The 14,640-nt window shown below is 38.8% G+C and carries 17 protein-coding genes; 14 read left to right on the top strand and 3 right to left on the bottom strand.

The genetic code is table 11. The annotated features are described in order from the left end of the window. Positions 1-2 precede the first annotated feature (2 nt). From secY to FAZ19_RS03460, 14 genes are all read left to right on the top strand, one after another. On the top strand, positions 3-1,340 hold the full coding sequence (gene secY / locus FAZ19_RS03395) for a preprotein translocase subunit SecY (protein ID WP_136819178.1): 1,338 nt from the start codon (positions 3-5) through the stop codon (positions 1,338-1,340). 6 nt (positions 1,341-1,346) lie between these two features. Further along, positions 1,347-2,132 (top strand): type I methionyl aminopeptidase, encoded by a 786-nt coding sequence (gene map / locus FAZ19_RS03400; protein ID WP_136819179.1) that lies wholly within the window; start codon positions 1,347-1,349, stop codon positions 2,130-2,132. Positions 2,133-2,210: 78 nt separating this feature from the next. Continuing rightward, positions 2,211-2,429, top strand: a complete 219-nt coding sequence (infA, locus tag FAZ19_RS03405) for a translation initiation factor IF-1 (protein ID WP_002997456.1) — start codon at positions 2,211-2,213, stop codon at positions 2,427-2,429. Between the two features lie 36 nt (positions 2,430-2,465). Beyond that, positions 2,466-2,582 carry a type B 50S ribosomal protein L36 gene (gene ykgO / locus FAZ19_RS03410; protein ID WP_021071232.1) on the top strand — a complete coding sequence of 39 codons (117 nt, stop codon included), beginning with the start codon at positions 2,466-2,468 and terminating at the stop codon, positions 2,580-2,582. Positions 2,583-2,612: 30 nt separating this feature from the next. After that, on the top strand, positions 2,613-2,990 hold the full coding sequence (rpsM, locus tag FAZ19_RS03415; RefSeq protein ID WP_136819180.1) for a 30S ribosomal protein S13: 378 nt from the start codon (positions 2,613-2,615) through the stop codon (positions 2,988-2,990). Between the two features lie 10 nt (positions 2,991-3,000). Further along, positions 3,001-3,390 (top strand): 30S ribosomal protein S11, encoded by a 390-nt coding sequence (rpsK, locus tag FAZ19_RS03420; protein WP_136819181.1) that lies wholly within the window; start codon positions 3,001-3,003, stop codon positions 3,388-3,390. A gap of 67 nt (positions 3,391-3,457) precedes the next feature. Continuing rightward, the gene (rpsD, locus tag FAZ19_RS03425) at positions 3,458-4,066 is read left to right on the top strand and encodes a 30S ribosomal protein S4 (protein ID WP_136819182.1); all 609 of its coding nucleotides are present in this window, start codon (positions 3,458-3,460) and stop codon (positions 4,064-4,066) included. 89 nt (positions 4,067-4,155) lie between these two features. Then, positions 4,156-5,148 carry a DNA-directed RNA polymerase subunit alpha gene (locus FAZ19_RS03430; protein WP_136819183.1) on the top strand — a complete coding sequence of 331 codons (993 nt, stop codon included), beginning with the start codon at positions 4,156-4,158 and terminating at the stop codon, positions 5,146-5,148. Positions 5,149-5,302: 154 nt separating this feature from the next. Continuing rightward, on the top strand, positions 5,303-5,833 hold the full coding sequence (rplQ, locus tag FAZ19_RS03435; RefSeq protein ID WP_136819184.1) for a 50S ribosomal protein L17: 531 nt from the start codon (positions 5,303-5,305) through the stop codon (positions 5,831-5,833). A 127-nt stretch (positions 5,834-5,960) separates the two neighbouring features. After that, a complete protein-coding gene (locus FAZ19_RS03440) occupies positions 5,961-7,094 on the top strand; it encodes an aspartate aminotransferase family protein (RefSeq protein ID WP_136819185.1) in 1,134 nt (377 codons plus the stop codon). A 64-nt stretch (positions 7,095-7,158) separates the two neighbouring features. Beyond that, on the top strand, positions 7,159-8,121 hold the full coding sequence (locus FAZ19_RS03445; RefSeq protein WP_136819186.1) for a Rossmann-fold NAD(P)-binding domain-containing protein: 963 nt from the start codon (positions 7,159-7,161) through the stop codon (positions 8,119-8,121). 18 nt (positions 8,122-8,139) lie between these two features. Beyond that, positions 8,140-8,937, top strand: a complete 798-nt coding sequence (argB, locus tag FAZ19_RS03450; RefSeq protein WP_136819187.1) for an acetylglutamate kinase — start codon at positions 8,140-8,142, stop codon at positions 8,935-8,937. 14 nt (positions 8,938-8,951) lie between these two features. Next, the gene (gene proC / locus FAZ19_RS03455) at positions 8,952-9,752 is read left to right on the top strand and encodes a pyrroline-5-carboxylate reductase (protein ID WP_136819188.1); all 801 of its coding nucleotides are present in this window, start codon (positions 8,952-8,954) and stop codon (positions 9,750-9,752) included. Next, positions 9,745-10,809 carry a M20 family metallo-hydrolase gene (locus FAZ19_RS03460; protein WP_136819189.1) on the top strand — a complete coding sequence of 355 codons (1,065 nt, stop codon included), beginning with the start codon at positions 9,745-9,747 and terminating at the stop codon, positions 10,807-10,809. Before proC ends, FAZ19_RS03460 begins: the two co-directional genes overlap by 8 nt. Before the next feature lie 72 nt (positions 10,810-10,881). Here FAZ19_RS03460 and FAZ19_RS03465 read toward each other — a convergent pair whose 3' ends face one another. The 3 genes from FAZ19_RS03465 to FAZ19_RS03475 are packed head-to-tail and all read right to left on the bottom strand — an operon-like array spanning position 10,882 to position 14,640. Then, the gene (locus tag FAZ19_RS03465) at positions 10,882-12,351 is read right to left on the bottom strand and encodes a glycine--tRNA ligase (protein ID WP_136819190.1); all 1,470 of its coding nucleotides are present in this window, start codon (positions 12,349-12,351) and stop codon (positions 10,882-10,884) included. Positions 12,352-12,395: 44 nt separating this feature from the next. Beyond that, complete coding sequence (gene bcp, locus FAZ19_RS03470; protein ID WP_136819191.1) at positions 12,396-12,863, bottom strand: thioredoxin-dependent thiol peroxidase; 468 nt, start codon at positions 12,861-12,863, stop codon at positions 12,396-12,398. A gap of 55 nt (positions 12,864-12,918) precedes the next feature. Next, the gene (locus tag FAZ19_RS03475; RefSeq protein WP_136819192.1) at positions 12,919-14,640 is read right to left on the bottom strand and encodes a M23 family metallopeptidase; all 1,722 of its coding nucleotides are present in this window, start codon (positions 14,638-14,640) and stop codon (positions 12,919-12,921) included.

The raw sequence follows: 14,640 nt of genomic DNA on the forward strand, positions 1-14,640 counted from the left end.
ACATGAAGAAACTAATCACAACCTTAACCAATATATGGAAGATCGAAGATTTACGTAAGCGTATTTTAAATACCTTACTTTTTCTTCTCATCTATCGTGTTGGATGTCACGTGGTATTGCCAGGTGTCAATCCAGATGCGTTAGTTACTGGGCAAAAAGAAGGCCTTCTAGGTCTATTGGATATGTTTGCTGGAGGATCATTCTCCCGTTCAGCTATCTTTGCTCTCGGTGTAATGCCTTACATTTCTGCATCTATCGTTGTACAGTTATTGGGAATTGCAGTTCCTGCTTTTCAAAAAATGCAAAAAGAAGGTGAGTCTGGTCGTAAAAAGATGACACAGATTACACGTTACCTTACATTAGCTATTACCTTGGTACAAGCGATAGCTTACGTAAGAACACAAATTGAGCCAGCTGCCAAAACAATTGCTGACCCAATGTTTACTATTCTTTCTGCTGTAGTTTTGACTGCAGGTACGCTGTTTGTGATGTGGTTGGGTGAGAAAATCACTGACAAAGGTATCGGTAACGGTATTTCGTTAATCATTATGGCGGGCATTATTGCGCAGCTTCCTGCGGGTATTACAGCAGAGTGGGCTTCGCGTATGGCACCTAGTGGTGGTGGTATTATCCCTCTATTATTAGAGTTCATTGCATTATTCTTCGTCGTGATCTTTACTATTTTGGTCGTACAGGGTGTACGTAAGATTCCGGTGCAGTACGCTAAGAAGATTGTAGGTAATAAGCAAGTAGGCGGTGTACGTCAATATATTCCGTTGAAGGTAAATGCCGCGGGTGTAATGCCTATTATTTTTGCGCAGGCAATTATGTTTTTGCCTATGTCTTTATCACAGTTTTTTCCAAATATTCAATCGGATTTCTTGACTTCTTTGAGCAACTATACCTCAGTGACGTATAATGTAACCTTTGCAATTTTGATTATTGCATTTACGTTCTTCTACACTGCTATTATGGTTAATCCTCAACAGATGTCTGAAGATATGAAGAAAAATGGAGGATTCATTCCGGGAATCAAACCGGGATATGATACAAATCTATTTATTGATAATGTCATTTCTCGTATTACATTTCCTGGAGCCTTCTTTTTGGCAATAATTGCCATCCTGCCGGCTATAGCTAGTCTATTCGGTGTTAATAATCAATTTGCGCACTTTTACGGAGGTACGTCACTATTGATTTTAGTAGGGGTAGTTTTGGATACATTACAGCAGATCGAAAGCCATTTGTTAATGCGTCACTACGATGGGTTAATGAAGACTGGCCGAGTGAAAGGCCGTTCGGCAGCTGCTGTAGAAGGATATGATCAATCTACTATTTAATCTTTAATGTCTAGTAAAGTAATTTATAAAACGGAAGAAGAGATTGAGCAAGTGCGAGAGTCTGCGAATGTACTCTCGCATTTACTTGCTGAGATTGCAACTGAAATAAGACCAGGTATTACTACATTATTTCTTGACAAGTTGGCGTACGACTACATCCATGATCATGGAGGCACACCAGCATTCTTGAATTATCACGGATTTCCGTATTCTTTATGTATCTCTGTGAATGATCAGGTGGTACATGGTTTTCCAAGTGATTATGTAATCAAAGAGGGCGATTTAGTATCCGTAGATGGAGGCGTCAATCTTAGAGGGTTCATTAGTGACTCGGCTTATACATTTGGTATTGGAGAGATTTCAGCGGAAGCTCAGCAGTTATTAGATGTTACAAAGGATGCTTTGTATAAAGGCGTAGAGCAAGCCGTCGCCGGCAAACGTGTGGGTGATATTTCTTCTGCAATTCAGGAATATATTCATCCGTATAATTTTGGTATCGTTCGCGAACTAGTAGGACATGGCGTGGGGCTTCATTTGCATGAGAAACCTGAAATACCCAACTATGGAAAACGCGGTTCGGGTCCTAAATTGGAACCAGGTTTGGTAATTTGTATCGAACCAATGATTAATGCTGGCAAGGCCGGGGTTAAGTTCTGGGATGATGGATGGACTGTAAGTACACAAGATGGTAAGCTATCTGCTCACTTCGAACAAATGGTTGCAATACGTAAAGGCCGGCCTGATGTCTTGCTATCGTTTGAACATGTTGAGAAAGTTTTGGATAAAAAGTAATTGGTTTTTAATATTTTTTATTTATCTTTGCACTCCTGTTTGTGCAGGCTTTAAACAACGTAAATTAGTAATTGACATATGGCTAAACAAGCCTCAATAGAACAAGACGGTATAATTAGAGAGGCGCTTTCTAATGCAATGTTCCGTGTGGAGTTAGAAAACGGACACGAGATTATTGCTCATATTTCTGGTAAAATGCGGATGCATTATATCAAAATTTTGCCAGGTGATAAGGTTAAATTGGAAATGTCTCCCTATGACCTGACTAAAGGAAGAATAACTTATCGTTATAAATAAGGTTTTGCTCCAAATAGAGCTTAAATAATTAGTAAAATGAAAGTAAGAGCATCAGTAAAAAAACGCAGTGCGGATTGTAAAATCATCCGTCGTAAAGGAAAAATTTTTGTGATCAACAAAAAGAACCCTAAATTCAAACAACGTCAGGGATAATTTAATTAACAAAATCGCTTAAAATAGTATATGGCAAGGATATCAGGTATAGATTTACCTAAAAACAAAAGAGGTGTGATTGGCCTTACTTATATCTTCGGTATTGGTCGCAACACTGCTGCTTATATCTTAGAGAAGGCAGGTATCAGTCAAGACGTAAAAGTATCAGAGTGGGATGATGATCAATTATCTGCTATTCGTACGATCATCAACGATGAGATCAAAGTAGAAGGTGCTTTACGTTCAGAAGTTCAATTGAACATCAAACGTTTGATGGACATTGGTTGTTATCGTGGCTTACGTCACCGTAAACATTTACCAGTTCGTGGTCAGCGTACGAAGAACAATACGCGTACACGTAAAGGTAAACGTAAAACAGTTGCAAACAAGAAAAAAGCTACTAAATAATCTTTAAGAAATGGCTAAAACTAAAAAAGCTACCAAAAAGCGCATCGTAGTTATCGAGCCTGTTGGTCAAGCTCATATCAACGCTACCTTTAACAACATTATTATTACTTTGACAAACAATTCAGGTCAGACAATTTCATGGTCTAGCGCTGGTAAAATGGGCTTTAGGGGTTCTAAAAAGAATACTCCCTATGCAGCATCCCAAGCGGCTAATGACTGTGGTAAAGTTGCTCATGACTTAGGGTTACGTAAAGTAGAGGTATTTGTTAAAGGTCCAGGTGCAGGACGTGAGTCGGCAATTCGTACATTACAAAATGTTGGTATTGATGTAACTATCATTAAAGATATTACACCACTTCCTCACAACGGTTGTCGTCCTCCAAAACGCAGAAGAGTTTAATAATATTATTGTTTAAGATAAGATTCATCAGTTATAGACTGGTAGATACTTCAAACAGAGAGAAAAAATGGCAAGATATACCGGACCTAAGTCCAAAATCGCGCGTAAATTTAGAGAGCCAATTTTTGGCCCAGATAAAGCGTTAGAAAAAAAGAATTATCCTCCTGGTCAACATGGACCATCAAAGAGAAGAGGTAAACAATCTGAATATGCTATTCAGTTGTTGGAAAAGCAAAAAGCAAAATATACCTATGGAGTATTAGAGCGTCAATTTGCTAACTTATTTGCAAAGGCGTCAGCGAAGCAAGGTATCACAGGTGAGAACTTCTTGAAATTGCTAGAAGCTCGCTTAGATAATGTGGTATACCGTTTAGGAATTGCTCCCACTCGTTCGGCTGCTCGTCAATTAGTTTCACATAAGCACATTAATGTTAACGGCAATTTAGTTAACATCCCATCATATAGTTTGCGTCCAGGTGATGTAATCTCTGTTCGCGAACGTTCACAATCTTTAGAGACTATCAGCACATCTGTAGCAGGAAGAGCAATCAATAAATTTGGTTGGTTGGATTGGAACGTAAGTAATTTGACAGGTACATTCGTAACTTTCCCAGAAAGAGCTGATATTCCTGAAAATATTAAAGAGAACTTAATCGTGGAGTTATACTCTAAATAATATCTGATAGATATATGCGTAATCTCAATTTTAGATTATGCATATGCTATTAATACTTATTGTTATAAAAAAATATTAAAAGAATATAAATGGCAATTTTAGCATTTCAAAGACCGGATAAAGTAATCATGCAAAAATCAACAGATTTTGATGGTACTTTCGAATTTCGTCCATTAGAGCCAGGTTTTGGTGTAACTATTGGTAATGCTTTGCGCCGTATTTTATTGTCCTCATTAGAAGGATATGCAATTACGTCGATAAGGTTTTCTGGCGTCTCGCACGAATTCTCTACGATTAAAGGTGTAGTAGAAGACGTAACCGAAATCATCTTAAACTTAAAACAAGTACGTTTTAAAAAATCAGGTGAACAGGGGGATAACGAGAAAGTCTTTGTAGTTATCAATGGTCAAGACCAGTTCAAAGCTGGTGATATTACTAAGTTTTCTAATAATTTTACAGTTTTGAATCCGGATTTAGTTATCTGTAACATGGAAACTTCGGTAACGCTCGAAGTGGAATTGTCAGTCTCTAAAGGTCGTGGTTATGTAAACGCTGAAGAAAATAAAGTAACTGATGGTCTTGTAGGTGTAATCGCTATCGATTCGATTTACACTCCGATCAAGAATGTGAAATATACCATTGAGAATTACCGTGTAGAACAAAAAACCGACTATGAGAAATTGTTGTTGGATATTTCTACGGATGGTTCTATTCACCCTGAAGAAGCTTTGAAAGAGGCAGCTCGGATCTTAATCCAGCACTTTATGTTATTCTCTGATGAGAATATGTTGTTAGAGTCTCAAACAAAAGAGGAAACTAAAGTAGTAGACGAGGAAATTTTACATATGCGTAAAATCTTGAAAACTGAATTGGTAGATTTAGATCTTTCTGTACGTGCATTGAATTGTCTTAAAGCGGCTGATATCCGTACTTTAGCAGAGTTGGTAACTTATGATGTAGCAGATATGTTGAAGTTTCGTAATTTTGGTAAAAAATCCCTAAGCGAGATTCAAGAACTAGTTAAATCGAAAGGTTTATCATTCGGCATGAATTTGTCTAAATACAAATTGGACGAAGAGTAAATAAATAGAGTAATAAAGCGACCTGATGCATAATTCCCCTTGTTAGGGAGTGAGGGAGAAAGAAAAAAGAGCAAAGACTAAGTTGATCTTTCCTTGTTCTTTGATCATTAATCCTTCATCTAAAAAGGACGGTATGCACAAAACAAATTAGAAAATGAGACACGGAAAAAAAGTAAACCACTTAGGCCGCACTGACAGTCACCGTAAGGCGATGTTAGCTAATATGGCGACTTCATTAATTAAACACAAACGTATTACCACTACGTTAGCAAAAGCTAAGGCTTTACGCCAATATGTGGAGCCTTTGATCACAAAGTCTAAGAACGACACGACTCACTCTCGTCGTACGGTATTTGCTTATTTGAAAGACAAAGACGCGGTTACAATCTTGTTTCGCGAAATTTCCGAAAAAGTAGCTACTCGTCCAGGTGGGTATACGCGTATTATCAAAATGGAAAACCGTTTAGGTGACAACGCTGAAATGGCATTCGTAGAGTTGGTAGACTACAACGAAGTTTATGGTGCTACCGCAAAAACTGAGAAAAAATCTACTCGACGTCGCGGTTCTTCTAAAAAGAAAGCTGTTGAGAGCGTTGAAGCTCCTATAGAAGCTGCAGAAGAAGTGAACGCTGAAGAAGCGGAGACAACTGAAGAAGCTCCTAGTACGGAAGAGAAAAAAGACTAAATTTTTTCTATAAGATTCAAAGGCCTATCATCAGTGATGATAGGCTTTTTTTGTTATTGATAAGCTATTTAAGCTTTGTCTTACTTATATTTGTAACCGGCTATACACGCCTTTTTATTATTTATTCATGAATTTATTTAACGTTTATCCAATAAATCCAATCAATATTGTGAAAGCTTCAGGGTCCACCCTTTGGGATGCAGAAGGTAAGGAATATTTGGATTTATACGGTGGTCACGCTGTCATTTCTATTGGTCACACCCACCCACGGTACGTGGAGTCGTTGACAACTCAATTGAACAAAATAGGTTTTTACTCTAATTCTATTGAGATCCCTATTCAACAGAGGCTCGCTCAGGAATTGGGAGAAGTGTCTGGTAAAGAAGATTATAGCTTGTTTTTGTGTAATTCGGGTGCTGAAGCTAATGAAAATGCGCTAAAATTGGCGTCTTTTTATACGGGGCGCAAGAAAGTTTTGGCTTTTAGTAAATCATTTCACGGTCGTACATCTTTGGCTGTAGCGGCCACCGATAATCCAAATATTTTAGCCCCCATAAACCAGACGGATAATGTTGTGTTCCTTCCGTTTAATGATGATGAGGCCTTATTAAATGCATTTGCAGACTATGGAGAGGAGATATGTGCTGTCATTATAGAAGGTATTCAAGGTGTAGGAGGTATTCGCGAAGCTTCTATTCCATTTTTGAAATTGATTAGGTCATTATGCGATCAGTATGGATCAATTTTTATCGCAGATTCTGTACAATGCGGATATGGTCGTACTGGAGACTTTTATTCTCATGATTACGCAGAGGTGGAAGCGGATATCTATTCGATGGCTAAGGGAATGGGTAATGGGTTTCCTATAGGAGGTATTTCTATCGCACCGAAATTTAAAGCTTCTTTTGGTATGCTAGGTACTACTTTTGGAGGTAATCATCTAGCCTGTGCAGCTGCTCTTGCTGTCTTGGAAGTTATCAAACAGGACAGTTTGTTAAAAAATGCGGCTCAAATTGGATCATATTTAATTGCCGAGTTGGAGAAGTTTGATAGAATTGGAGAAGTTCGTGGTAGAGGATTGATGATTGGCATTGATCTTCCAGAGGAACTTTCTACCGTAAAAAGAGATTTATTATTAAAGAATAGAATCTTTACGGGCGAGGCAAAACCTAACGTAATACGTATATTACCTGCGCTAAATATCACAAAAGAGATTGCTGATAGATTTTTAACCGCCTTGGATGAGCGTTTGAAAGCGTAGATTATTAGATTTGTTGTTTTGACTTTTTAACCGAGCGTCGAGCTCATCGAGCATAAATTAAGATATGAAGAAATTTTTTTCAGTAGCTGATGTCGATAATTTAGATACTATTGTAAGGGAGGCTCTTGAACTCAAGGCTAATCCGCATGTAAATGATACATTAGGTAGAAATAAGACATTAGGGTTAGTATTCTTGAATCCGAGTCTGCGCACTCGTCTTAGTACACAGAAAGCTGCTACAAATTTAGGTATGACTGTGATGGTAATGAATATGGATAAGGACGGGTGGGCTTTGGAGACGCAAGATGGCGTCGTTATGGACGGTACGACAGTAGAACATATTCGTGAAGCGGCTGCTGTTATGGGTGAATATTGCGATGTTTTGGGTTTGCGGTCTTTTCCCTCGTTAAAAGATAAGGAAGCAGATTATAATGAAGATCTATTTAATAAATTTATCAAGTTTTGCGGCGTTCCTGTGGTTTCCTTGGAGAGTGCTACCCGACATCCATTACAGAGCTTGACAGATTTGATTACTATTACCGAATACAAAAAGACAATTAAACCAAAAGTAGTCTTAGCTTGGGCGCCACATGTAAAAGCATTGCCGCAGGCTGTGCCAAATTCGTTTGCAGAGTGGATGTGTAAAGCCCAAAGTGAGAATTTGTTAGAGTTTACCATAGCTCAGCCAGCTGGTTATGAATTGAGTGAAGATTTTACAAAGGGAGCCACCATTACTTCCAGTTTGGAGGAAGCGTTGACGAATGCAGATTTTGTATATGTCAAAAATTGGTCGTCTTACAATGAATATGGTGAAGTTTATCCAGTTCGAGAAAACTGGATGATGGACAACGCGAAGCTAAAGATAACGAACGATGCTAAGGTAATGCATTGCCTTCCGGTAAGACGTGATTTGGAGCTTTCTTCTGAGATATTGAATGGGCCTAATTCATTAGTTGTTAAAGAAGCTGGCAATCGGGTGTGGGCAGCGCAAGTTGTTTTAAAGCGTATTTTAGAGAATTTGAACTAATAAATTGTTAAATAATAGATGTCAAATAGCACACTACATATAATAAAGATAGGTGGAAATGTAATTGATGATAGTGATCAATTGATGATTTTTCTAGAGAAGTTCGCAGCTATTCCCGGCAAAAAAATATTGGTACACGGTGGCGGAAAAATAGCCACCCGTTTGGCTTCTGATTTGGGGCTCGAAGCAAAGATGGTAGATGGACGCCGTATTACGGATGAGAAGATGTTGGATGTAGTTACCATGGTATATGCTGGACTTACAAGTAAAAATATAGTGGCGACGTTGCAAAAATATGGCTGCGATGCCCTAGGGTTAAGTGGTGCTGATGCAAATGTGATTAAAGCAATTAAGCGACCGGTAAAAGATATCGATTATGGTTTCGCTGGAGATATTTTAGCAGATTCGGTCAACACGTTGTCCATAAAGAAATTCTTGGATGCTGGTTTTACCCCGGTGTTTTCGGCTATTACTCACAATGGAAATGGACAATTATTAAATACAAATGCTGACACAATAGCTTCATCCCTAGCGTTGGCTCTTTCTGAATTGTATGAAACGTCATTAATTTATTGTTTTGAGAAAAATGGTGTACTGACCGATATCAGTGATGAAGATTCTGTCATAGAAAGTATCAACGTCGAAAGTTTTGAAAAGTTAAAATCCCAAGGCGTCATTAGCGAAGGTATGATTCCAAAGTTGGACAATGCTTTCAATGCCATTAGTAAAGGCGTTAAAAATGTTTATATTGGTAATGCTTTAAATTTACACTTATTTCAACAAGGTAAATTTGGTACTTGCTTAGCAATAAAATAATCAAACTAAACTGTATGAGAAAAGTAACTATAATTGGATCGGGCAACATCGGATTAGCACTAGCAAAAGGCTTAGTAAAATCTAATGAATATCATGCGAATAATATAACACTGACGAGACGTACCCTACAATCCCTTCAGGAAGAGAAAGAATTAGGTTTTGATGTGAGTGCAAATAATCAAGAAGCCATTGCAGGTGCCGAAGTTATTGTGTTGGCCATTTTACCTCAGCAGATTCGGAAAGTAATGGAAGAAATCCATCCTGCATTATCATCCGGTCAAATTGTAGTTTCTGTCGCATCTGGAGTTTCTTGTGCTCATATCAAAGAAGTGCTAGGACTTGATACGATAGTGGTGCGGGCAATGCCTAATACAGCTATAGCTATTGGGCAGTCGATGACCTGTATCGCAACGGATACTGCCACTTCGGAGGAAGTTGCCGTGGTAGAACGGTTGTTTGAAACAGTTGGTTCAGTAGTTGTGATTAAAGAGGATTTGATGACATCTGCGACGGCTTTATGTGCCTGTGGAATTGCTTTTTTCTTGCGGAGTATTCGTGCGGCATCGCAAGGAGGGGTCGAAATAGGATTTCATGCTCATGATGCGTTAAAAATGGCCATACAAACTGCTAAAGGGGCTGCAGATTTGTTGTTGCAGACAAATAGTCATCCCGAAAGCGAAATCGATAAGGTGACGTCACCTAAAGGATGTACAATAGCAGGTTTAAATGAAATGGAACACAATGGTTTTAGCTCTGCTTTTATAAAAGGGATCAAATTCTCCGCTAAACAAGCCGGAGGTCTATATAATGACTAGTATTGCCCAGTTGACCGATGATAGTATTGATTTGCTTAAACAGATGATTACTATAGCCTCATTTAGCAGAGAGGAGGAAGGTACTGCATCTTTAATTGGTCAACATTTAATGAAATTTGGTGTAGACGCGCATCTCGTAGGCAATAATGTAATCGCTTATAATCAACATTTTGATGAAGACAAGCCTACAGTGCTGTTGAACTCGCACCACGACACGGTCAAACCTAATCCTGGTTACACCAGAAATCCATTTGCGGCATCGATAGAAGCAGGTAAACTGTATGGATTGGGAAGTAATGACGCTGGAGGTTGCCTTGTATCCTTGATCGCTGCATTTTTGTATTATTATTCCCAAAAAGATTTGAGATATAATATTTGTCTCATAGCTTCAGCCGAAGAAGAAGTATCTGGGAAAAATGGAATTGAAGAAGCCTACAGACATGTTCCTTCTTGTGAATTTGCGATAGTAGGCGAACCCACGCTTTTAGATTTAGCAGTGGCTGAGAAGGGGTTGATGGTATTGGATTGTGTCGCTCACGGCGAATCAGGACATGCCGCTCGTGAGGAAGGTGTAAATGCAATATACAATGCCTTGGAAGATATTTATTGGTTTAAGAACTATCAATTTGAGAAGATATCATCGTATCTGGGGCCTGTTAAGATGTCTGTGACTATGATTAATGCTGGTTCTCAACATAACGTAGTTCCTGCTTCCTGTTCGTTTGTTGTAGATGTACGCACAACTGATATGTATTCCAACGAAGAAGTGTTGAACATCATTCAATCCCAGGTGCAATCGGAAGTAATAGCACGTTCTACACGTCTAAATTCTTCAACTATAGACCTTCAACATCCCATCGTTCTTTCGGGTATAAAATTAGGTAAAAAGACCTATGGAAGTCCGACCATGAGTGATCAGGCCTTGTTGCCTATACCATCGTTAAAAATCGGTCCGGGGGATTCGGCGCGTTCGCATACGGCAGATGAGTTCATATATCTCCATGAGATTGAAGACGGAGTGAAGTTATATATAGATCTTTTAAGAGATATTTTATAATCAGAAATATGAAAATAAAAAAGGTAGCATCGCTGTCAGTGATGCTACCTTTTTTTATTACAAATGGATCTGCTAGATCAGTTGTTTCAATAAACTGGTCAAGCTGACCAAATTTCCTATTATTTTTTCTAAATCATCTGAATTCACACGTTCCTGTTGCATGCTATCGCGATGGCGAATAGTGACTGTATTATCCTCCAGTGTTTGGTGGTCTACCGTGATACAGTAAGGAGTGCCAATTGCATCTTGACGACGGTAACGTTTACCGATCGCATCTTTCTCATCGTATTGAATATTGAAATCTAACTTCAGTTTGGCCATTATCTCGCGAGCTTTTTCCGGTAAACCGTCTTTCTTTGTCAAAGGTAAGATAGCGGCTTTTACCGGAGCGATAGCGGGATGGAATTTCAATACTGTACGCGTGTCTGTTTTTTCTTCAGTAGATAGATCCTCTTGTACTAAGGAATTAGCTAGTACAGTAAGGAACAGGCGATCCAGACCAATCGAAGTTTCAATTACATACGGAATATAATTTTGATTAATTTCCGGATCGAAGTACTGCATTTTTTTCTTTGAGAACTCTTGGTGCTGTTTTAAATCGAAATCAGTGCGGGAGTGAATGCCTTCTACCTCTTTGAAACCAAATGGAAATTCGTATTCTATATCCACGGCGGCATTCGCATAGTGTGCAAGTTTTACATGATCGTGGTAACGGTATTTGGTTGGATTGGAACCTAAAGCCAAATGCCATTTTAAGCGTGCGTCTTTCCATTTCTCATACCATTCCAATTCCGAACCTGGACGCACAAAGAATTGCATTTCCATTTGTTCGAATTCGCGCATGCGCATAATAAATTGTCTGGCAATCACCTCATTTCGGAAAGCTTTACCAATCTGAGCGATCCCAAATGGGATTTTCATTCTTCCTGTCTTTTGTACATTCAGGAAATTTACAAAAATACCTTGAGCGGTTTCAGGACGAAGATATACTTGTTCTGCACCATCAGCCATAGCGCCCATTTGCGTAGCAAACATCAAATTGAATTGACGTACATCAGTCCAGTTTTTAGTTCCTGAAATAGGGCAAACGATATTATGCTCTTCGATTATAGCTTTCAAGCGGATAAGGTCATCTGCATTCAATGCATCGTCTAGATCTTTTTGTAATTGTGCTGCTTTATCTGTTTTACCGTCCTTTTCATATCGATCGATTTTATCTTCGATCAGTTGATCGGCGCGGTACCTTTTTTTAGAATCTTTATTGTCTATCATCGGATCGTTGAATCCATCAACGTGACCTGAAGCTTTCCAGGTAGTAGGATGCATGAAAATTGCAGCATCAATACCCACAATGTTTTCATTCAGCTGCACCATAGATTTCCACCAATAGGTCTTTAGATTGTTTTTTAATTCCGAACCTAATTGGCCATAGTCGTAAACGGCACTTAAACCGTCATAAATTTCACTTGAAGGGAATACAAAACCGTATTCCTTCGCATGAGAAATAATATTTTTGAAAAAGTCGTCTGTTTGCTTACTCATAAGTCGCAAATATAAATAAAAGAACAAAGATAAAAGAACAAAGATTAGGGATGGGATAACAAATCCCGAACCTGCTGTGTCGCATTTTTATTATCTACTTTTTTGATAATGTGCTGGATAATTCCACTTTCATTAATGATAAAAGTTGTACGGGCAGTGCCCATATATTTTTTTCCATACATGTTTTTCTCCACCCAAACACCATAGTCGTTAACAATTTTTTGATCTTCATCCGCTAGCAAAGTAAAAGGCAACTCAAACTTAGCGATGAATTTTTGGTGTGATTGTTCGTTGTCAATACTGACACCGATTACTTCAAATCCATCGTTAACCAAGCTTTGATAATTGTCACGGAAATTGCAAGCTTCGGTAGTACAACCGGGCGTATTATCTTTTGGGTAAAAATATAATATAACTGTCTTCCCTTTGAAATCGGAAAGTTTTACCGTCTCACCTTTTTGATCTTTCGCGATGATTTCAGGAGCTTTATCTCCTATTTGTATTGTTGCCATATATTTAAGATTAAAGAGCAAGAAGCATGGTCGTCTTTACTCCTTGTTCCTGATTTTATTTTGTAAATTTCACCTCATACACTTTTTCATTGTTTTTCCAATCTTTTACAACGAGCTTGAATGTATAAGTTCCCTTGGGTAACGAAGGGTCAAAGCGATGCCACAGGTGCCTGTTCTTGGAGTCGTATTCCATTAATACCCATTCGTGGTTAATATAACCGTCGAAAGACTGAATTCCTGAGAAGTTATCGGATATCGTAAAATCTATTTTGGATTGTGTCGATACATTTTTGCCGTTACTGAGGTTACGTGGAGTGATAGTGGGAGCAATCGTATCTACGGCGACATAAAAGTTTCCGAAATTACGGGTGTTTACAGTTACCCAACCATTTTCAAATTTACCTCCTTCAGAGCCAGACTCAACCGAAGCAATTAGAGCTTTGGTTTGTAAGTGTGTAGGAAGATTAGTCGGCTTGATACTCAATTTATACGAACTAAATAGTGGGATCAAACTATTGTGTACTTTTTGCAATAAGGAATATCCAGTAGCCACTTGCGGTCCTTCGCTGTATTGAAAATCCAACTGGTCATACAATACACCTATCGGCATGTCAATTTTAATATTAGGGGCCTCGAATTTATTTTCTTTGTTATAAGAGAAGTGTTGAATTCCCAACCGGGGATTCGGTTTTGGGATATAAGTTGCTTTATTTTGTACTTTAAAATTTAATTCGCTGCAATTCCCATGCACATCTTTTACGACATATTTTACGTCATGAACAAGATTATCCTCCAATTCGATAATCCCCTGATTTTCTAGTAGCTTAAAAATGTCAATTGGATTACCCGGATCTTTAAAGCTTTTTTGCACTTTAGCCTTTGTTAATTTCCAATAGGGGTAATCGATGTAGGAATGAATCCCTCTAGAAGTATTGAAGTCTAATTCTTCAAAGATAACCGTTGAAATAGGTTGGGCATCTATAAATAGTTCAATAGAATATACACCGTTTCGAAATCCACCAGTGCGATGTCTGTCGATCGCATTGATCCCTAAACCGAATTTGCCATTTACTGGGATTACTGCCGGCGAGGCCAACGTATATCGACTTGAATTGACGGCCTTCACCTTTTGATGTCTTCTAGGTGTATGCTCATTGAAAATCCCATCATTAAGATCATAGATGGTGACACCACTAATCGTGGGATTAAATCGATCCGTAAAATGTAAACCGAATAATTGTGGGTTTAAAGGATGCTGGCTTTTAGTATCTCTGATTTCAAAATGTAAATGTGGACCACCTGAGCCTCCGGTATTTCCGGCATCGCCAATGCGTTGGCCTTTGGCTAGAGGTACCTGACCGGGTTTGAGCGCGATGTCGACATCAAATCGTTGTTGCTTATATTGCTCGGCACGAACGATATTTGTAAGCACATCGTTAAAGCTGTCCATATGGAGATAAACTGAAGTATATCCGTTGGGATGATCAATATAGACAGAATTGCCTCCCCCTCCGATTTGCACACGGACACGCGCGGCGTATCCTTCTGCAGCAGCATGCAATGGAAGGCCGATTCGCTGTTGCGTGCGGTAGTCGTCACCGGCATGGAAATGAGTTGAACGCAACTCTCCAAATGTGCCCGAAGCGTCGGGTGTAATATTTAATGGGTTACGAAAGTAGCCTTGAGGATAATTTCTCGAAGTAATTATGCTATTATTTTGGGCGAATGAAGCTAAATAGAGCATTCCACAGCTTAAGAACAGGATAAGTTTAATCAT

This window comes from Sphingobacterium alkalisoli (assembly GCF_005049105.1).
Lineage (GTDB): Bacteria > Bacteroidota > Bacteroidia > Sphingobacteriales > Sphingobacteriaceae > Sphingobacterium > Sphingobacterium alkalisoli.